16 protein-coding genes are annotated in these 14,694 nt (G+C 38.1%); 2 read left to right on the forward strand and 14 right to left on the reverse strand.

The features are described 5' to 3' along the window. Positions 1 to 2 precede the first annotated feature (2 nt). Positions 3 to 335 (forward strand): ArsR/SmtB family transcription factor, encoded by a 333-nt coding sequence (locus AC3B5S_RS00160; RefSeq protein WP_489774977.1) that lies wholly within the window; start codon positions 3 to 5, stop codon positions 333 to 335. 28 nt (positions 336 to 363) lie between these two features. On the opposite strand, the gene AC3B5S_RS00165 is transcribed toward AC3B5S_RS00160, so the two are convergent. The 11 genes from AC3B5S_RS00165 to rpsU all read right to left on the reverse strand — a co-directional run bounded on the left by AC3B5S_RS00165 (position 364) and on the right by rpsU (position 10,433). Beyond that, entirely contained in the window at positions 364 to 1,749 is a 1,386-nt protein-coding gene (locus AC3B5S_RS00165) for a hypothetical protein (protein ID WP_489789900.1), read from the reverse strand. Positions 1,750 to 2,018: 269 nt separating this feature from the next. Next, entirely contained in the window at positions 2,019 to 4,091 is a 2,073-nt protein-coding gene (gene glyS, locus AC3B5S_RS00170; RefSeq protein WP_489757629.1) for a glycine--tRNA ligase subunit beta, read from the reverse strand. Continuing rightward, a complete protein-coding gene (gene glyQ, locus AC3B5S_RS00175; RefSeq protein ID WP_489757716.1) occupies positions 4,084 to 4,977 on the reverse strand; it encodes a glycine--tRNA ligase subunit alpha in 894 nt (297 codons plus the stop codon). The genes glyS and glyQ overlap by 8 nt, the downstream gene beginning before the upstream one ends. A 252-nt stretch (positions 4,978 to 5,229) precedes the next feature. Continuing rightward, a complete protein-coding gene (locus AC3B5S_RS00180) occupies positions 5,230 to 5,964 on the reverse strand; it encodes an NADPH-dependent oxidoreductase (RefSeq protein WP_489757628.1) in 735 nt (244 codons plus the stop codon). A gap of 33 nt (positions 5,965 to 5,997) precedes the next feature. Next, entirely contained in the window at positions 5,998 to 6,759 is a 762-nt protein-coding gene (gene recO / locus AC3B5S_RS00185) for a DNA repair protein RecO (RefSeq protein ID WP_489757627.1), read from the reverse strand. After that, positions 6,759 to 7,664: a GTPase Era gene (era, locus tag AC3B5S_RS00190; RefSeq protein WP_489757626.1), complete on the reverse strand. Its 906-nt coding sequence runs from the start codon at positions 7,662 to 7,664 to the stop codon at positions 6,759 to 6,761. The genes recO and era overlap by 1 nt, the downstream gene beginning before the upstream one ends. Continuing rightward, the gene (locus tag AC3B5S_RS00195) at positions 7,654 to 8,058 is read right to left on the reverse strand and encodes a cytidine deaminase (RefSeq protein WP_489757625.1); all 405 of its coding nucleotides are present in this window, start codon (positions 8,056 to 8,058) and stop codon (positions 7,654 to 7,656) included. The genes era and AC3B5S_RS00195 overlap by 11 nt, the downstream gene beginning before the upstream one ends. 28 nt (positions 8,059 to 8,086) lie before the next feature. After that, positions 8,087 to 8,563 (reverse strand): rRNA maturation RNase YbeY, encoded by a 477-nt coding sequence (gene ybeY / locus AC3B5S_RS00200; protein ID WP_489757624.1) that lies wholly within the window; start codon positions 8,561 to 8,563, stop codon positions 8,087 to 8,089. Then, positions 8,560 to 9,525, reverse strand: a complete 966-nt coding sequence (locus AC3B5S_RS00205; RefSeq protein WP_489757623.1) for a PhoH family protein — start codon at positions 9,523 to 9,525, stop codon at positions 8,560 to 8,562. The genes ybeY and AC3B5S_RS00205 overlap by 4 nt, the downstream gene beginning before the upstream one ends. A 254-nt stretch (positions 9,526 to 9,779) precedes the next feature. Next, positions 9,780 to 10,223 carry a GatB/YqeY domain-containing protein gene (locus tag AC3B5S_RS00210; protein WP_489757622.1) on the reverse strand — a complete coding sequence of 148 codons (444 nt, stop codon included), beginning with the start codon at positions 10,221 to 10,223 and terminating at the stop codon, positions 9,780 to 9,782. A 21-nt stretch (positions 10,224 to 10,244) separates the two neighbouring features. After that, positions 10,245 to 10,433, reverse strand: coding sequence for a 30S ribosomal protein S21 (rpsU, locus tag AC3B5S_RS00215; RefSeq protein ID WP_249512765.1), 189 nt, complete (start codon positions 10,431 to 10,433; stop codon positions 10,245 to 10,247). A gap of 157 nt (positions 10,434 to 10,590) precedes the next feature. Here rpsU and AC3B5S_RS00220 point away from each other — a divergent pair, with 157 nt between their 5' ends. Then, on the forward strand, positions 10,591 to 11,409 hold the full coding sequence (locus tag AC3B5S_RS00220) for a pyruvate, water dikinase regulatory protein (RefSeq protein ID WP_489757621.1): 819 nt from the start codon (positions 10,591 to 10,593) through the stop codon (positions 11,407 to 11,409). Between the two features lie 84 nt (positions 11,410 to 11,493). Here AC3B5S_RS00220 and AC3B5S_RS00225 read toward each other — a convergent pair whose 3' ends face one another. The 3 genes from AC3B5S_RS00225 to aspS all read right to left on the reverse strand — a co-directional run bounded on the left by AC3B5S_RS00225 (position 11,494) and on the right by aspS (position 14,691). Beyond that, a complete protein-coding gene (locus AC3B5S_RS00225) occupies positions 11,494 to 12,372 on the reverse strand; it encodes a YitT family protein (RefSeq protein ID WP_489757620.1) in 879 nt (292 codons plus the stop codon). 69 nt (positions 12,373 to 12,441) lie between these two features. After that, positions 12,442 to 12,873: a peptide-methionine (R)-S-oxide reductase MsrB gene (gene msrB, locus AC3B5S_RS00230; RefSeq protein WP_489757619.1), complete on the reverse strand. Its 432-nt coding sequence runs from the start codon at positions 12,871 to 12,873 to the stop codon at positions 12,442 to 12,444. A gap of 60 nt (positions 12,874 to 12,933) precedes the next feature. Next, positions 12,934 to 14,691 carry an aspartate--tRNA ligase gene (gene aspS / locus AC3B5S_RS00235; protein ID WP_489789901.1) on the reverse strand — a complete coding sequence of 586 codons (1,758 nt, stop codon included), beginning with the start codon at positions 14,689 to 14,691 and terminating at the stop codon, positions 12,934 to 12,936. Positions 14,692 to 14,694 lie beyond the last annotated feature (3 nt).

A 14,694-nucleotide genomic window follows, 5' to 3' on the forward strand; every position in this document is an offset into this window, starting at 1 on the left:
TGTTGATTATTAATCCCCTTGATGAACAAGTTTTAACTGAAGTAGCTAAAATTTATAAAATATTAGGTAACCAAACGCGCTTAAAAATTCTTTATTTTTTAAAACAGCAAACACACCCCGTTACGGTCACCAAGATTGTCCAAAATTTGCAGCTCGAACAACCGATTATTTCCAAACAGCTAGGCATTTTATATCGTTATCAATTAGTTCGTAAACAACGCCAGGGGATCAAGATTTTTTATCAAGTCGATGATCCCCACATTGTCGAATTATTAGACGATATGTTTCAACACGTGCAGCACGAAATCAAAGGTCAACCACATCCTTATCACTAGTAAATTAAAATGCCGGATATTTTTTTAATTAGGGCGTTGCTTTTAAATCGATCTGTAGTCGTTTTAAAAGCTTTTTCTGATTAACCACCTGTTTTAAATTTAAGCCTTGACTTAACTTCTTCCAGACTGGATAAGCTACAGGAATTACTTGACTTTTAGGCTTAACAAAAAACACTTGAAAATTGTGATCTTGACTATTATTATTGGTCCAAATAAAATCCACATCAGCATAATCTAATACATAAGTTTGGGCTGAATTTTGTTTTCTTTGATAAAGGGCTAAATCTCGAGCCGCCACAAACGTCTGGTGATAATTCTCAGCAAAAAAGACTCCCGTTAAGCCGGCAATGAGCAAACCACAACTCAGTAAGCCAATTGTGAAATGCGCGGTGTCATTCAGCCAAGGCACAATATTGATAATTACTGCCAACCAACTGAACAATACCCAGCTAAAAGCACACCGTGGACCATAAGGTGAAATAACTAGAAAGGGTAATTGACTAATGATTGCTTCCACAATTAACAAAGCTGTCACCGTCAGCAACTGCTGATTATGTAACTGATGATAATTATCAGCACATAGTAAACCAAAAACTATTATCCCAACTAAATATAGCAACACTCGGTGCGGATGTTGCTCAAACATCAATTTATAATAATTAATTAACGTATTAGACTGTTGATGATTAATACTGCGATAAGAATCCCGTCCTAGTAAAATCCGCAGATATGCACCATTGACAAACATTAAAATTGCACCTAAAAAAGTTCCTCCCGCAATAGGACGGATATAATTATGCATAAAAGCTGTCGTTAGAACTTTGCGCATTAATAAATAAATTAAAAGAACATTACAACAATTGAGTAATGTTATATGTTCTGCTAAGAATTGGCTCAGCAGTGCTCCGAAAAATAATAAAATTTGATTTTTTTTAGCTAAAGTTAAAGGTAAATGTCGTCGATTTAAAATTAAAGTGAGCTCAAACAAGGGAAAAATCATGGACGGAACGTAATTGGCAAAACCAGCCCGCCACCCCCAAATTTGTTGCCACACCGTTGGCGGTAAGAACAAGAGCGCTAAAGAACATAATAACATTATTAAAGTACTATCCACCGCCGGCCACACAACCTGCGTAATAGTTTTCAATAAAATAACCAAACTAACCGCGCATATTCCGTAAAGTAAGAAGCTGATTATCGGCAGATGACTCATCAAAATAATAAATAAATCGCCCAAATAACGACCATCATACGTTAAAAATGTACCACTAGTAAAGTAATGAGTACCCCAACTACTCCACCAATTAAGATCATCCCCCACTAAGGGGATTAAATAACCTATTATGCCAAAAACAAGAAAATCAATTACTACAATGGTTGTTTGGAATTTAGTTAAGGCTAATTTTTTTTGCATTTCACACACCATTTCAATTTTTTAGATCAGCTGTTTATTATTAAGTCCGAACAGCTTTGGTTTCCAATATTTAACTAGTAAAAAATAATTTAAGTTCATTTAATCTTCATTATTTTATTATATTTTATCAATAAACACCAGCTCTCAAGTTAAAAAAACTTCAGATACAGTAATTACTCCCCTTATTCTTTCAAAAATTATAATAAAAAAGATTGGAACTATTCATCAACCATTACTAGTTGCTTTGTTCCAATCTTTTAAAAACTACACTATTTAATTACTAATTGATTCAAGTCACCCAACTGCCAAATTAATTGGGCTAATTGGTGCAGCTGATTTAAACGATTTTGCTGCACAGCTGCATTTTTATCCATAATCAAGTTCTCTTCGAAATATTGACTAATGAGCGGCTGTAATTTTTGTAAAGCTTGATAGCTTGCTTGCGTCGTTAACGATGCAAAGCGCTCCTTCAAGTCATTAACTGCTTGAAATAACTGTTGCTCAGATGGATTTTGGAATAAAGTTGTGTCAATTTCTTGTTCAGCAATTGCTTGCTTAGCCACAATCCGTAATACTCGCGTCAGAGCTTCCATGTTCTCCTTATAATCAGAGTCTGCTTGATGCTGATTTAATACTTGAGCAGTGGCTATCATCTGAGTTGGATCAATTTTTGTCATTGCTGTCACCGCCATGACGACGTCATGTGGCACTTGTGCTTGCGTTAATAATTGCTGAACTCGTTCTACAATAAATTCTTCTAATTCCGCTTGATGCTTCAGATAATCAAACTTAACTGAACCTAACTTTTGGTTATAACACTGAACAATCTGAGGTAATAATTGAGCAAAATCAAGATGCCATTGTTGCTGCTGTAAAATCCGCACAATTCCAATGGCTTGCCGTCTTAAACCATACGGATCATTAGAACCATTAGGAATTAAATCTACCGCAAAAAAGCTGAGTAAACTTTCAATTTTGTCAGCTAAAGATAAGACTTGCCCGACTTTAGATTGCGGCAACTGGCCTTCTGAAGAAGTAGGTTGATAGTGTTCGCGAATCGCTTGCGCAACTGCTGGCCGTTCGCCAAAAATCAGCGCATACTTTTCGCCCATCACTCCCTGCAATTCCGAAAATTCGCCGACCATTTCCGTTACCAAATCAAATTTATAAATGGCACTCGCCCGTAAAACATCTTGGTGTTCCTGCGGGGACAAATTAAATTTTTGCGCTAATAAATCGGCAATAATCTGTGTACGTTGCATTTTTTCAGACATGGAACCAATTTTATCATGAAACGTAACTTGTTGAAGACGCGAAACGTACTCTGACAAAGTATGCTTTTGATCTTCCGCAAAGAAGAAGGCGGCATCTTCCAGCCGTGCGACCAGCACTTTTTCGTTTCCAGCAATCACGTTATCTAAATGTGTTTGGTTCCCATTACGTACCCCAATAAAGTAAGGTGCTAATTGGCCTTGTTCATCGCGCACATAAAAATAACGTTGATTATCTTTCATTGAAGTAATGAGCACTTCTTCTGGTATTTTTAAATACTTGGCGGCAAATTTGCCAGCAAATGCTGTGGGGTACTCAACTAAGTTAGTAACTTCCTCTAACAAGTCTTCATCTAAATCAACGACCCAATGATTCTGCTTCGCCAAAGCTTGAATCTGTTCTTGAATTAAAGCTTTACGCTGGGCTGCATCAACAATGACAAAGTCATCAGCCAGAGCTTGTTGGTAATCACTGGCTTTTTCTAAAGTAATCGTCGTTCCTAAAAAGCGATGGCCCTGAGTTTGATTACCAGCATGAATATTTAATAATTGCATGGGAATAACTTCTTGATCCAACAGCGCAACTAACCAATGGATCGGCCGAATATATTCAAAATCAAATTTATTCCAGCGCATGCGTGTCGGAAAAGTTAATTCGGATAAGGGCTTAATTAAACCAGCCAAAATTTCCGCGGCCGGTTTGCCGAAAATTTGCTTTTTGACGTAAACATAGGGCGTACCTTTTAATTCTTTAAAATAAATATCGTCGGTGCTTAATTGTTGACCGCGAACAAAACCTTGGGCCGCTTTACTCCAATTACCTTGTTCATCTTGTGCAATCTTTTTGGCAGGACCTTTGACCTCAAGTTCTTGATCGGGTTGCTGTTCGGCCACATCATGAATTAAAAGTGCTAAGCGCCGTGGTGTGGAAAATTGTTCAATTGACCCGTGAGCCAGATTGGCCTCCTGTAAATAAGCGGCCACCTTTTGGGCTAATTGCTGCTCTGTACTAGTTACCACATGGGCAGGCATTTCTTCTAAACCTAATTCTAATAAAAAATCTTTAGTCATTAGTTTGCTCCTTTAATAATTTTTGACGTGTGGCTTCATCTAATAATGGAAAACCTAATTTTTGCCGTTCGGCCACAAAAGCTTTGGCGACTCGATGGGCCATCGACCGAATGCGGTGCATAAAGCCAGCCCGTTCAGTGACAGAAACCGCACCGCGTGCATCTAACAAATTAAACGTATGACTACACTTTAGAATATAGTCGTATGCTGGATGTACTAAGCCCAAATCAATTAAACGTTGCGCTTCTTTTTCATAGTCATTGAAGAATTGTAAGAGCATGGTCTGATCACTTTCTTCAAAGGCATATTTGGAATGTTCATATTCCGGTTCTTTAAAGATATCACCATACCGGACGCCATTGCCCCATTCCAAATCGAACACCGAATCAACATCTTGAATATAAGAAGCCAAGCGCTCGACGCCATAAGTAATTTCACTCGTCACTGGATCAGCGCTTAATCCACCCACTTGCTGGAAATAAGTAAACTGGGAAACTTCCATCCCGTCAAGCCAAACTTCCCAACCAACACCAGCACAACCCATTGATGGGTTCTCCCAGTTATCTTCCACAAAACGGATATCATGTTCTAAGGGATCAATCCCTAAGGCCTTTAAACTGTCTAAATAGTATTCTTGAATATTTAACGGTGATGGTTTCATAACCACTTGAAATTGGTGATGTTGATATAGGCGGTTGGGATTATCGCCATAACGACCATCAGCTGGGCGCCGGGATGGCTCAACATAAGCGGCATTCCACGGCTCAGGACCAATAGCCCGCAAAAAAGTATACGGACTCATAGTCCCCGCGCCTTTTTCTGTATCATAAGCTTGCATCAACATACAGCCTTTTTCACTCCAAAATTGCTGTAAGGTTAAAATCATGTTTTGTACATTCAATTTTTTTTCCAATTTTCTACCTCATTTCACAAAAAAAGCCCTATGCAATCTCAAAAAATTGCATAGGGACGAATAACTTCGCGGTTCCACCCTATTTCAGGCCTCACAGCCTGCTCTTCATTATTAATTAAATCAATTCGCCATTTTAATCTACATGTGCTCTCACTAACCACACTCGCTGTACAAACATCTTAATTTTAGCAGTCTTTAGAAGACTGTCAACTCTTCTTTATCCAATTACAACACAAAGCCTTGCTGGCGCACAAATTTCGCCACTTCCGGCCGCCGGATTTCTTTGAAAAAAGCTCGATTTTTTTGTAGCCAATCACTTTGCTGAGCATTTTGCGCGCGCTTTTGATAATAAGCTGCAGTTTGAGCTTGATATGCTGTTAAATCCGCAAACTGTTGGCGCGGATAAGTATCAACGTTCACCTGATTAGCCACTGGTAAGCGCGGTTTGACTTGATTTTTAGTCTGAGGATAACCAATAGTTAGACCAAATAATGGCACGGTCAATGACGGCAAATTTAACCACTCGGCCACTTTGAAAAGATCATTGCGAATCCCACCAATGTAACAAATGCCTAACCCCAACTGTTCAGCAGCGATAACCATACTCTGGGCACTAATAGTTGTATCGACGACACTGACCAACAATGATTCTAAATTAGTTAAACTCGCAATATTTTGCCGATTTTGCTCCAATAAAACTTTTTGCCGATACAAATCCGCAATAAACACATAAAAGACACCACTGTGTACGACGTAAGGTTCACAATTCGCCAATTGTCCCAAATTGCGGCGCAATGTTGCATCATGAATTTCTAAAATAGAAAATGCTTGCACAAAATTAGACGAGGCATTACTTCGTGCCGCCGTAATTAATTTTTGTTTCGTTACTTCATCAAGAGCCCGATCTTGAAAATCGCGCACTGAAGTATGTTGTTGCATAACTTGTAAAAAATCTTCCATTTAAATTGCTCAACCTCTAATTAATTCAAAGTTCTATAATTGCCAGCGAAACATTTGTTCCAAAAATTTTTTACTTTTTGGATAAACGCCCACATTATCTTGATAAATTAAGTCCAAAGTTTTTCGCAACTGAGCCTTAATCGAATCAGAAACTTGTATTTTACCCACTTTTTGTAAATCTAACTGCGCCAAAAAACGCAAATAAGCCACTACTTTGGGGGCTAAATGCAAACGATGTTGATCTCTCGTCCAATGGCGACTACATAAAATACCACCGAAACTTAAAGAATAATCAAAAGTTCCTTGGCGTTCGCCACCAACCACACAACTAGTCAAATTAGGAGCTACACCAAACGGCTTGAGCAGTTGTAGTTCCAAAACATTAGTAATAATTTCTGGATCCAATTGCCGATCAATTAATTTTTGGGCTGCTAAAATTTGTCGGTACCAGGCCAAAGAAACTTTTTGACCACTAAAAGCGCGTAAAATCAAATCATTTTGATAAGTGACATAAGCATTCAGCTCAATGTCCTGCGCCACAGTTTGCAACTGGTGCAAATTTAAAGCATCACTTAAATAAGAAAATCCCGACGTATTAATCGTCCCTTGATACTGACCATACGTAAAAGGCAAAACTAAGCCGCGTTGTTTCGATTGTGCTTTTTTAACCCCACGAGCCAAAAAAGTCACAATGCCAAATTGATCAGTTAACAACCACACCAGTTGATCGTTTTCATGATAATCCTGATTGCGTAAGACCAAACCTTGAAAATTTTGATTACGCTGAACCATCATTACTGCAAATCTTTCAGTGAATAACCAATTCGTGCTAAAAATAGCGGATCTTCGCGCCAATTTTTTTGGACTTTGATCCATAATTTCAAATTGATTTTCTCACCCAGCAAGTCTTCCAATTTTCGACGCGAACGAATCCCAATTTGTTTGAGTAAAGAACCCTTACTACCAATGATAATCTTCTTTTGACTATCGCGTTCCACATAAATAGTAGCATCAATTTGCAATTTATTATTTAAATGTTGATTCATTTGTTCCACCACGACTGCTACTGAATGTGGAACCTCTTGCCGCGTTAATTCTAGAATTTTCTCCCGAATAATTTCTGCAACGACAAAATATTCGGGATGATCGCTAATTTGATCAGCCGGATAATATTGCGGTCCAACAGGCAATTGCTGCCCAATAGCAGTCAATAACTCCGCCACATTATTGCCTTGAGTCGCCGAGACGGGAAACACTTCTTGAAAATGTAATAAGTTACTATATTGTTCAATCAGCGGCAACAAGATGTCTGGATGAACCAAATCAATTTTATTAATTACCAAAAAAACTGGTACTTGGACTGTCTGTAATTTGGCAATAATATTTTGTAAAGTTTTCGTGACAGATTTTTGAGCGCTAACCATTAATAAAATTAAATCGACTTCAGTTAAAGCTGAAAAAGCTGCTTTATCCATATACTGATCCAGATTATTCTTCGGTGTATGGACGCCAGGGGTATCTACAAAAATGATTTGCTGTTGCTCATCTGTATAAATACCTTGAATTTTATTACGTGTGGTTTGTGCTTTGGGAGAAATAATCGAAATTTCACTCCCCAAAATACGATTCATTAAAGTGGACTTCCCGACATTCGGTTCACCAATAATTGCCACAAAACCCGAACGAAAATTATCTACCATGTTCTAAATCTCCTGTTGTAAAAGCTCCTGGCAACAATTGTTCCACACTGACTTGTTGGATTGCTCCTGTTTGATTTGTCAAAAAAACGGGCATTTGCGGATCACAAAATTCACTAATCACTTGCCGACAAGCACCACATGGGGCAATCGGACCGGGAGTATTGCCAGTAATTAATAAAGCTTGAAATTGCCGTTGACCATGCGCAACTGCCTGAAAAATAGCGGTTCTTTCAGCACAATTAGTCAAACCATAAGAAGCATTTTCAATATTACAACCACCAAATAATTGACCATCCTGGGTTAAAAGTGCAGCACCAACTTGAAAATGCGAATACGGTGTATAAGCTTTATCCAACATTTTTGTTGCTAAATCCATTAACTGCTTAGTTTCCATTATTCTGCCAACCCCTTTTTCAATTGAATTACCGCTTCAAACCAAAATCTGCTAAAATTTCCCGCTGCAAACTGAACATTTGCTCAGCTTCCTTTGGTTTAATATGATCCCAACCAGATAGATGCAACAAGCCATGAACGACAGTATAACCTAGTTCTCGCTCAAAAGAATGTCCATATTCTTGTGCTTGTTTAGTGACCACTTCCGGACAAATAAACAAGTCACCAATGTTGCGTGGAATACCAAATTCTGCTGCTAAAGCCTGTGAACTAATGCCATCGTCATCACCATCCTCTAAAGCAAAACTAATGACATCCGTTGGTCGATCTGTTTGTCGATATTTGAGATTAATTTGATGAATTTGCTCGGAAGTACAAAAAGTAATTGAGGCTTCTGTGTTTTCAGGTAAGGCAATTTTTTTTGCCCCTGCCTCAAATAAGCGCTGGACTAAATCTAAATGTTTGTTATCAAGTAAGTGTTGTTCGTCATAAATTTCTAAGTTCATTCTTTACTCCTATTAACTTTAGCATAAGCTTCGATCACTTCCGCTACCACTGGATGACGAACTACGTCGCCGGACTGGAAATCTACAAAACCAATATGTGCTAAGTTACGTAAAATTTGTTGTGCTTGTAACAACCCACTGGGTGAACGCCGAGGCAAATCAATCTGTGTGGGATCGCCATTGACTACCATTTTGGAATCAAAGCCTAAGCGCGTCAAAAACATCTTCATTTGTTCATGCGTCGTATTTTGTGCTTCATCTAACAACACAAAGGCTTCATCTAGTGTCCGACCACGCATGTACGCTAAAGGAGCTACTTCAATGATTTCTCGTTCCAAATAACGATTAGTTTGTTCGGTTCCTAAAATTGAATACAACGCATCATAAATGGGACGTAAATATGGATCCACTTTTTCTTTTAAATCTCCTGGCAAAAAGCCTAAATTTTCGCCGGCTTCCACTGCTGGTCGGGTCAAAATCAATTTTTTAACGCGACCTTTTTTTAACGCTGCTACAGCCATCACCACTGCTAAATAAGTTTTACCAGTTCCCGCGGGCCCAATGCCAAAAGTAATATCATTTTTTTGAATAGTTTTAATATAATTACGTTGTCCGAGGTTACGTACACGAATTGGTTTTCCCTTCGCATCCCGCAATAAAATTTCATTATAAAGATCTTCAAAGTATTCTAAGGTGCCGGCTTGTGCCATTTGTACAGCACTAACTACATCTGCTTGACCAATCTGAATACCCGAGTGTTGCAAACGACTGAGAACTTTGAGAATTTGTAAAGCTAGATTAACGGCATCATTTGCTCCACTTAAGTCGACACGATTACCAAAAGGATGAATTTTCAGTAACAATTTTTCTGCCAAAATAGTCAAATTAGCATCATTACTGCCAAATAGCACCGCATCATCATTACTTTGTAAATAAAACGATTTAGTTATTTCAACTGTCAAATAAAATTTCTCCTGTCCTTCGTTCAGAACTTATTTTATAAAATTAAATTAATCCCAATTATGAACCAATTTCTGAGCACAATTTTATTTCTAAAATTAGTAGCTAGACCTAAAAAATTAAATCTTTAAAATCCCATTTAGATTGGAACTTTTATATTTGTGCTCATAGCCTCTAACTTGGATCTATCTCTTATTTTATTACAAATTGAAGCTAAAGAAAAAGGCTAAAGCAAAATCACTTTAACCTTAGTACGTTATTGCAGTACTTCTTTGACAATTTTATTAACCAATGAACCATCTGCCTGTCCCTTAACTTGGGCCATCACAGCTTTCATTAATTTACCAAAATCAGCTTTTGATTCTGCGCCTATGTCAGTGGCAGTTTGTTGAATCAGTTGACGAACTTCAGCTTCTGATAGTTGTTGCGGCATGTAATTTTGTAAAATAGCCATTTGAGACTTAGTTTCTGCAACTAAATCGTCCCGATGACCTTTTTCAAATTCTGCTAAAGAATCTTTTTGTTGCTTCATTTGCGAAACAACTACTTGATTTTCTTCATCCGCAGTCAAATCATGACCGACTTCGATCTTCTTGTTCATCAAAGCTGATTTAAGCATTCTGATAACTGACAAACCGGTCTTGTCATGACTTTTCATGGCAACTTTCATGTCAGTCATTAATTGATCAGTGAGGGACATTCCCTATCACACCCCGAATTCTTAACGTCTTCTTCTCTTCTTATTACGCTTACGTGCAGCTTCAGATTTCAGCTTACGTTTTACACTAGGTTTCTCGTAAAACTCACGTTTACGGTATTCTTGAAGAGTACCACTCTTAGAAACAGAACGTTTAAACCGACGAAGAGCATCATCAAGAGACTCGTTCTCACGAACAACGGTCTTAGCCATATGATATCCCTCCTTCCGCTTCATTACGTAACCGTTTATTACAACAGTTCTTAACTAGTATAACAAACAATTCGATAAGTTGAAACCATAATTTACCGACTTTGACTAGCTTTTTTAAAATAAAAATGCTAATTTGAAAGAAAAACAGTAGGTGATTATGTTGAAACAAATAGTTTATACGATTTCCGATTCTTCTGGTGAAACCACAACTAATTTTTCTCGCTCCATGTTAGCCCAATTTCCTCAAATTCAAATGACGCAAAAAAGATACTCATTTGTTAATGACGTCCCTAAATTAACCGCAATCTTAAAACGTGCTCAAGCAGAACAAGCGATTGTTTTTTACACACTGAGTAGTCCGCAATTAGATCAGATCGTGAAAGATTTTAAACATGATCAAAACATGTTGTGTTTTGATATTTTGAACCCTTACTTGTCAACCATTGAAGCTTTTACCGGCAAAACGGCTTCGCATGAAATCGGTGCCGCCCGAAAACTAAGTTCCCAATATTTTAAGCGCATTGAAGCTATTGACTTTGCCGCGGAAAATGATGATGGAAAAAATCCGCACAGCATGTTAGAAGCTGATGTTGTTTTACTCGGTATTTCTCGAACTTCTAAAACACCATTAACTTTTTATTTGGCTAATCAGCAAATCAAAGCGATGAATTTGCCCTTAGTACCGCAGGTTCAATTACCGCCTGAACTGTGGCAAGTTGATCCTCATAAAATCATTGGTTTAACCAATGATGAGGAAGTACTTCAAAAGATTCGTGAACAGCGAATGCTCTCATACGGTTTACCTGCTCAAAATAATTATTCCAGTAGTGATAAAATCAAACAAGAATTAAACTATGCTACACAACTTTATGAAAAGTTAGGTTGCCTAGTTATTAACGTGGCTAACAAATCTATCGAAGAAGTAGCAGCCATTATTGAAGATAATTTACATTTGAACAGCTTTACTACTAATTAAAAAATTAAACAAAGGCAAATAAAAAAGACCTAACTAATCAGATAGTCATGACGACCAAAATCTTGATGTTAGGTCTTTTATATGTTAATAAATGTGTTCTTGATAAAACCGTCCCATAATCATTTTGGCTTCAGTGATGCTCACAAAAGCATAGGGATCGGATTGATGCATAGCTTGACGAAACAAGGGTAATTCATACTGTGAAATAACCGTAAACAACATCGTCTTTTTAGTATGCCGATAAGCGCCTTCCACATCGTTCACAATCGTAATGCCCCGTCGCATTTCGTCTTGAATTTGGTGAATCACTTGCTGCGCGTGTGATGTCACAATAATGACTTGTAATTTTTGATCACGAGTATATAAAGCATCAATTAAACGACTATTGATAAATATGCTCAAAATTGTGTATAACGCATGAACCCAACCAAAAAGAAAACCAGAGCCAATGACAATAATCAAGTTAAAGGACAAATTAATTGTGCCGACACTTTTACCGACTTTTTTGCGTAACACAATCCCGATAATATCTAAGCCACCAGTCGACAACTCATTTTTGAGCGCGAGCCCCGTGCCAAAGCCATTAAACACTCCCCCAAAAATTGCACAAATAATAGGATCAAATTGTACCTTAACTGGTGGTAATAACCGCATGAGAATCGTAGATAAAGCAACCGCGATGACCGTAAAGATCGTAAAATTGTGTCCGATTTTTTTCCAGGATAAAACTAACAAAGGTAAATTGAACAAAGCATATAAAAATGCCACGGGTACTGATATTGCCAACCAACGATTTAGTAAAGTGGCAATCAATTGGGCAAAACCAGTAATACCGGAACCATAGATATGACCTGGTGTCCAAAAGATATTCACCGCAATTGAGACACAGACAGCATAAACCACTGCGACTGATAATTTAGTCAAAGTACGATATCGTTTTAAAACTTGTTCTATTTCCTTCATCAATGTGTAAAGTCCTTTATAGATTTACTTGCATTAAATACTTTAACACATTATTTCTAGAAAAAAAGTTTATTTAGAGGTCGTTTTTACTAGATCAATATATTTACCATAACCAGCAGCTTCCATTTGTGCTAAAGGGATAAACTTCAAAGCCGCCGAATTAATACAGTAACGTAACCCCCCATCTTCCTGTGGTCCGTCGGTAAAGACATGTCCCAAATGGGAATTGGCTTGTTTACTGCGAACTTCCACACGCTCCATATGGTGACTAGAATCTCTTCTTTGCGTCAACGGAGCAATTGGTTGACTGAATGCGGGCCAACCACAACCCGATTGATATTTTTTAGCTGAAGAAAATAGTGGTTCTCCACTCACAATATCCACATAAATCCCCGGTTCAAAAAAGTCATCATATTGATTATCAAATGCGCGCTCTGTACCTTGCTCTTGTGTTACTTGATATTGTAAAGGTGTTAATTGTTGTTTTTGTTTTTCATACATAAAAAATTACCTCCTAAGCCATTATTTTAAAGGATTAGGAGGTAATCTTCATTAGATATGCTACTTTTTAATTTCTAAATCTAAATCTGTTAACTGGTTTTTCGCTACGGGTGCTGGCGCTTGCATCATAGGTTCAGACGCTTTCGAATTCTTTGGAAAGGCAATGACATCGCGAATATTATCCCGGTGCGCTAAGAGCATGGCGAAACGATCCAGGCCAATTGCTAGGCCGCCATGTGGTGGAAAACCATAATCTAAGGCATCTAGCAAAAAGCCAAATTGTTCTTGTGCTCGTTCTTTCGTGAAGTCTAACGCTTTAAACATTTTTTCTTGAATATCACGTGTATGAATCCGAATCGAGCCCCCGCCCAACTCATAACCATTCAAGACAATATCGTAACTTTGTGCGTGAGCTTTATGCGGATCTGTCTCCAATAAAGCCACATCTTCTTCGTTAGGCATCGTGAATGGATGATGTGCAGCCGTCCAGCGCTCAATGCCTTCATCATATTCAAACAACGGCCAATCAACGACCCATAGGAAATTAAATTGATCTTCATCATAGAGTTTTAACTCTTTAGCAAAGTGTTTCCGTAAATAACCTAAGGAATCAGCACAGACTTTGCGACTATCTGCAACAAATAAAACTAAATCATTATTAGCTAAAGCTAAACGTGCTTTTAAAGCTGCAGCTTGATCTTGTACAAATTTTGCGACAGGACCCGTTAATTGATCATCATTAACTTTGAGCCAGGCCAAACCTTTGGCACCAAAACGTTTAATATATTCTTGCTGAGCTTCAATTTTTTTACGCGAGTATTGATCAGCAGCATTTTTAACAACAATCGCTTTGACTTGTCCTTGATTAGCTAGTGCACTTTGAAAGACTTTAAAAGTTGAGTCCTTAAATAAATCACTGAGATCTTGTAACTCCATGCCAAACCGGGTGTCAGGTTTATCTGACCCAAACCGATCCATGGCTTCATTCCAAGTCAACCGCGGAAATGGTAACTGAACATCAATCCCCTTGACATCATGCATGACTTGAGCAATTAAGCCCTCAGTCAAATCTTGGATTTGTTGCGCACTCAAGAAACTAGTTTCCATATCAATTTGCGTAAATTCCGGCTGACGATCGCCGCGCAAATCTTCATCCCGAAAACAACGTGCTACTTGATAATACCGATCAAACCCAGCGCCCATTAATAATTGCTTAAACAATTGCGGTGATTGTGGTAAAGCATAAAAGCTACCTGGATAAACTCGTGAGGGTACCAAATAATCACGCGCACCTTCAGGCGTCGACTTGGCCAAATCGGGCGTTTCAATGTTGATAAAGCCGTGCTGGTCAAAGTATTGGTGCACCGTGGCCATAATTTGGGATCGAATGCGTAACCCCGCTTGCATCTCAGGCCGCCGTAAGTCTAAATACCGATATTTTAATTTAGTTTCTTCACTCGCATCAACATCATCTTCAATATTAAACGGTACCGTCTTGGCACGATTCAAAATTTCTAAGGTGCTGACTTTAACTTCGACTTTACCAGTCTTCATCTCAGCATTAATAGCCTCTTGGGAGCGAGCCACAACTGTCCCTTGAACACTAATCACGTATTCCGAATGCAGTTGATCTGCTTGCTTTAAAATTTCTGAGCCATTTTCTTGATTAAATACTAACTGAACAATCCCCTCACGGTCACGTAAATCCACAAAAATTAAATTACCTAAATTTCTTTTCTTTTGAACCCAACCAGCTAAGGTTACTTCTTGATTCAGATATTTTTCATCAATCAAGCCGCAATAATTTGTTCGTTCCATCGT

Source organism: Bombilactobacillus sp. ESL1094, from assembly GCF_058107425.1.

What these genes read in the sequence shown, in the direction of transcription:
- glyS (WP_489757629.1), bottom strand. Translation starts at nt 4,091, where the DNA reads ATGACTAAAGATTTTTTATTAGAATTAGGTTTAGAAGAAATGCCTGCC.
- AC3B5S_RS00220 (WP_489757621.1), top strand. Translation starts at nt 10,591, where the DNA reads ATGTTGAAACAAATAGTTTATACGATTTCCGATTCTTCTGGTGAAACC.
- era (WP_489757626.1), bottom strand. Translation starts at nt 7,664, where the DNA reads ATGGTAGATAATTTTCGTTCGGGTTTTGTGGCAATTATTGGTGAACCG.
- AC3B5S_RS00165 (WP_489789900.1), bottom strand. Translation starts at nt 1,749, where the DNA reads ATGCAAAAAAAATTAGCCTTAACTAAATTCCAAACAACCATTGTAGTA.
- msrB (WP_489757619.1), bottom strand. Translation starts at nt 12,873, where the DNA reads ATGTATGAAAAACAAAAACAACAATTAACACCTTTACAATATCAAGTA.
- ybeY (WP_489757624.1), bottom strand. Translation starts at nt 8,563, where the DNA reads ATGAACTTAGAAATTTATGACGAACAACACTTACTTGATAACAAACAT.
- rpsU (WP_249512765.1), bottom strand. Translation starts at nt 10,433, where the DNA reads ATGGCTAAGACCGTTGTTCGTGAGAACGAGTCTCTTGATGATGCTCTT.
- AC3B5S_RS00180 (WP_489757628.1), bottom strand. Translation starts at nt 5,964, where the DNA reads ATGGAAGATTTTTTACAAGTTATGCAACAACATACTTCAGTGCGCGAT.
- glyQ (WP_489757716.1), bottom strand. Translation starts at nt 4,977, where the DNA reads ATGATTTTAACCTTACAGCAATTTTGGAGTGAAAAAGGCTGTATGTTG.
- aspS (WP_489789901.1), bottom strand. Translation starts at nt 14,691, where the DNA reads ATGGAACGAACAAATTATTGCGGCTTGATTGATGAAAAATATCTGAAT.
- recO (WP_489757627.1), bottom strand. Translation starts at nt 6,759, where the DNA reads ATGATGGTTCAGCGTAATCAAAATTTTCAAGGTTTGGTCTTACGCAAT.
- AC3B5S_RS00210 (WP_489757622.1), bottom strand. Translation starts at nt 10,223, where the DNA reads ATGTCCCTCACTGATCAATTAATGACTGACATGAAAGTTGCCATGAAA.
- AC3B5S_RS00225 (WP_489757620.1), bottom strand. Translation starts at nt 12,372, where the DNA reads ATGAAGGAAATAGAACAAGTTTTAAAACGATATCGTACTTTGACTAAA.
- AC3B5S_RS00195 (WP_489757625.1), bottom strand. Translation starts at nt 8,058, where the DNA reads ATGGAAACTAAGCAGTTAATGGATTTAGCAACAAAAATGTTGGATAAA.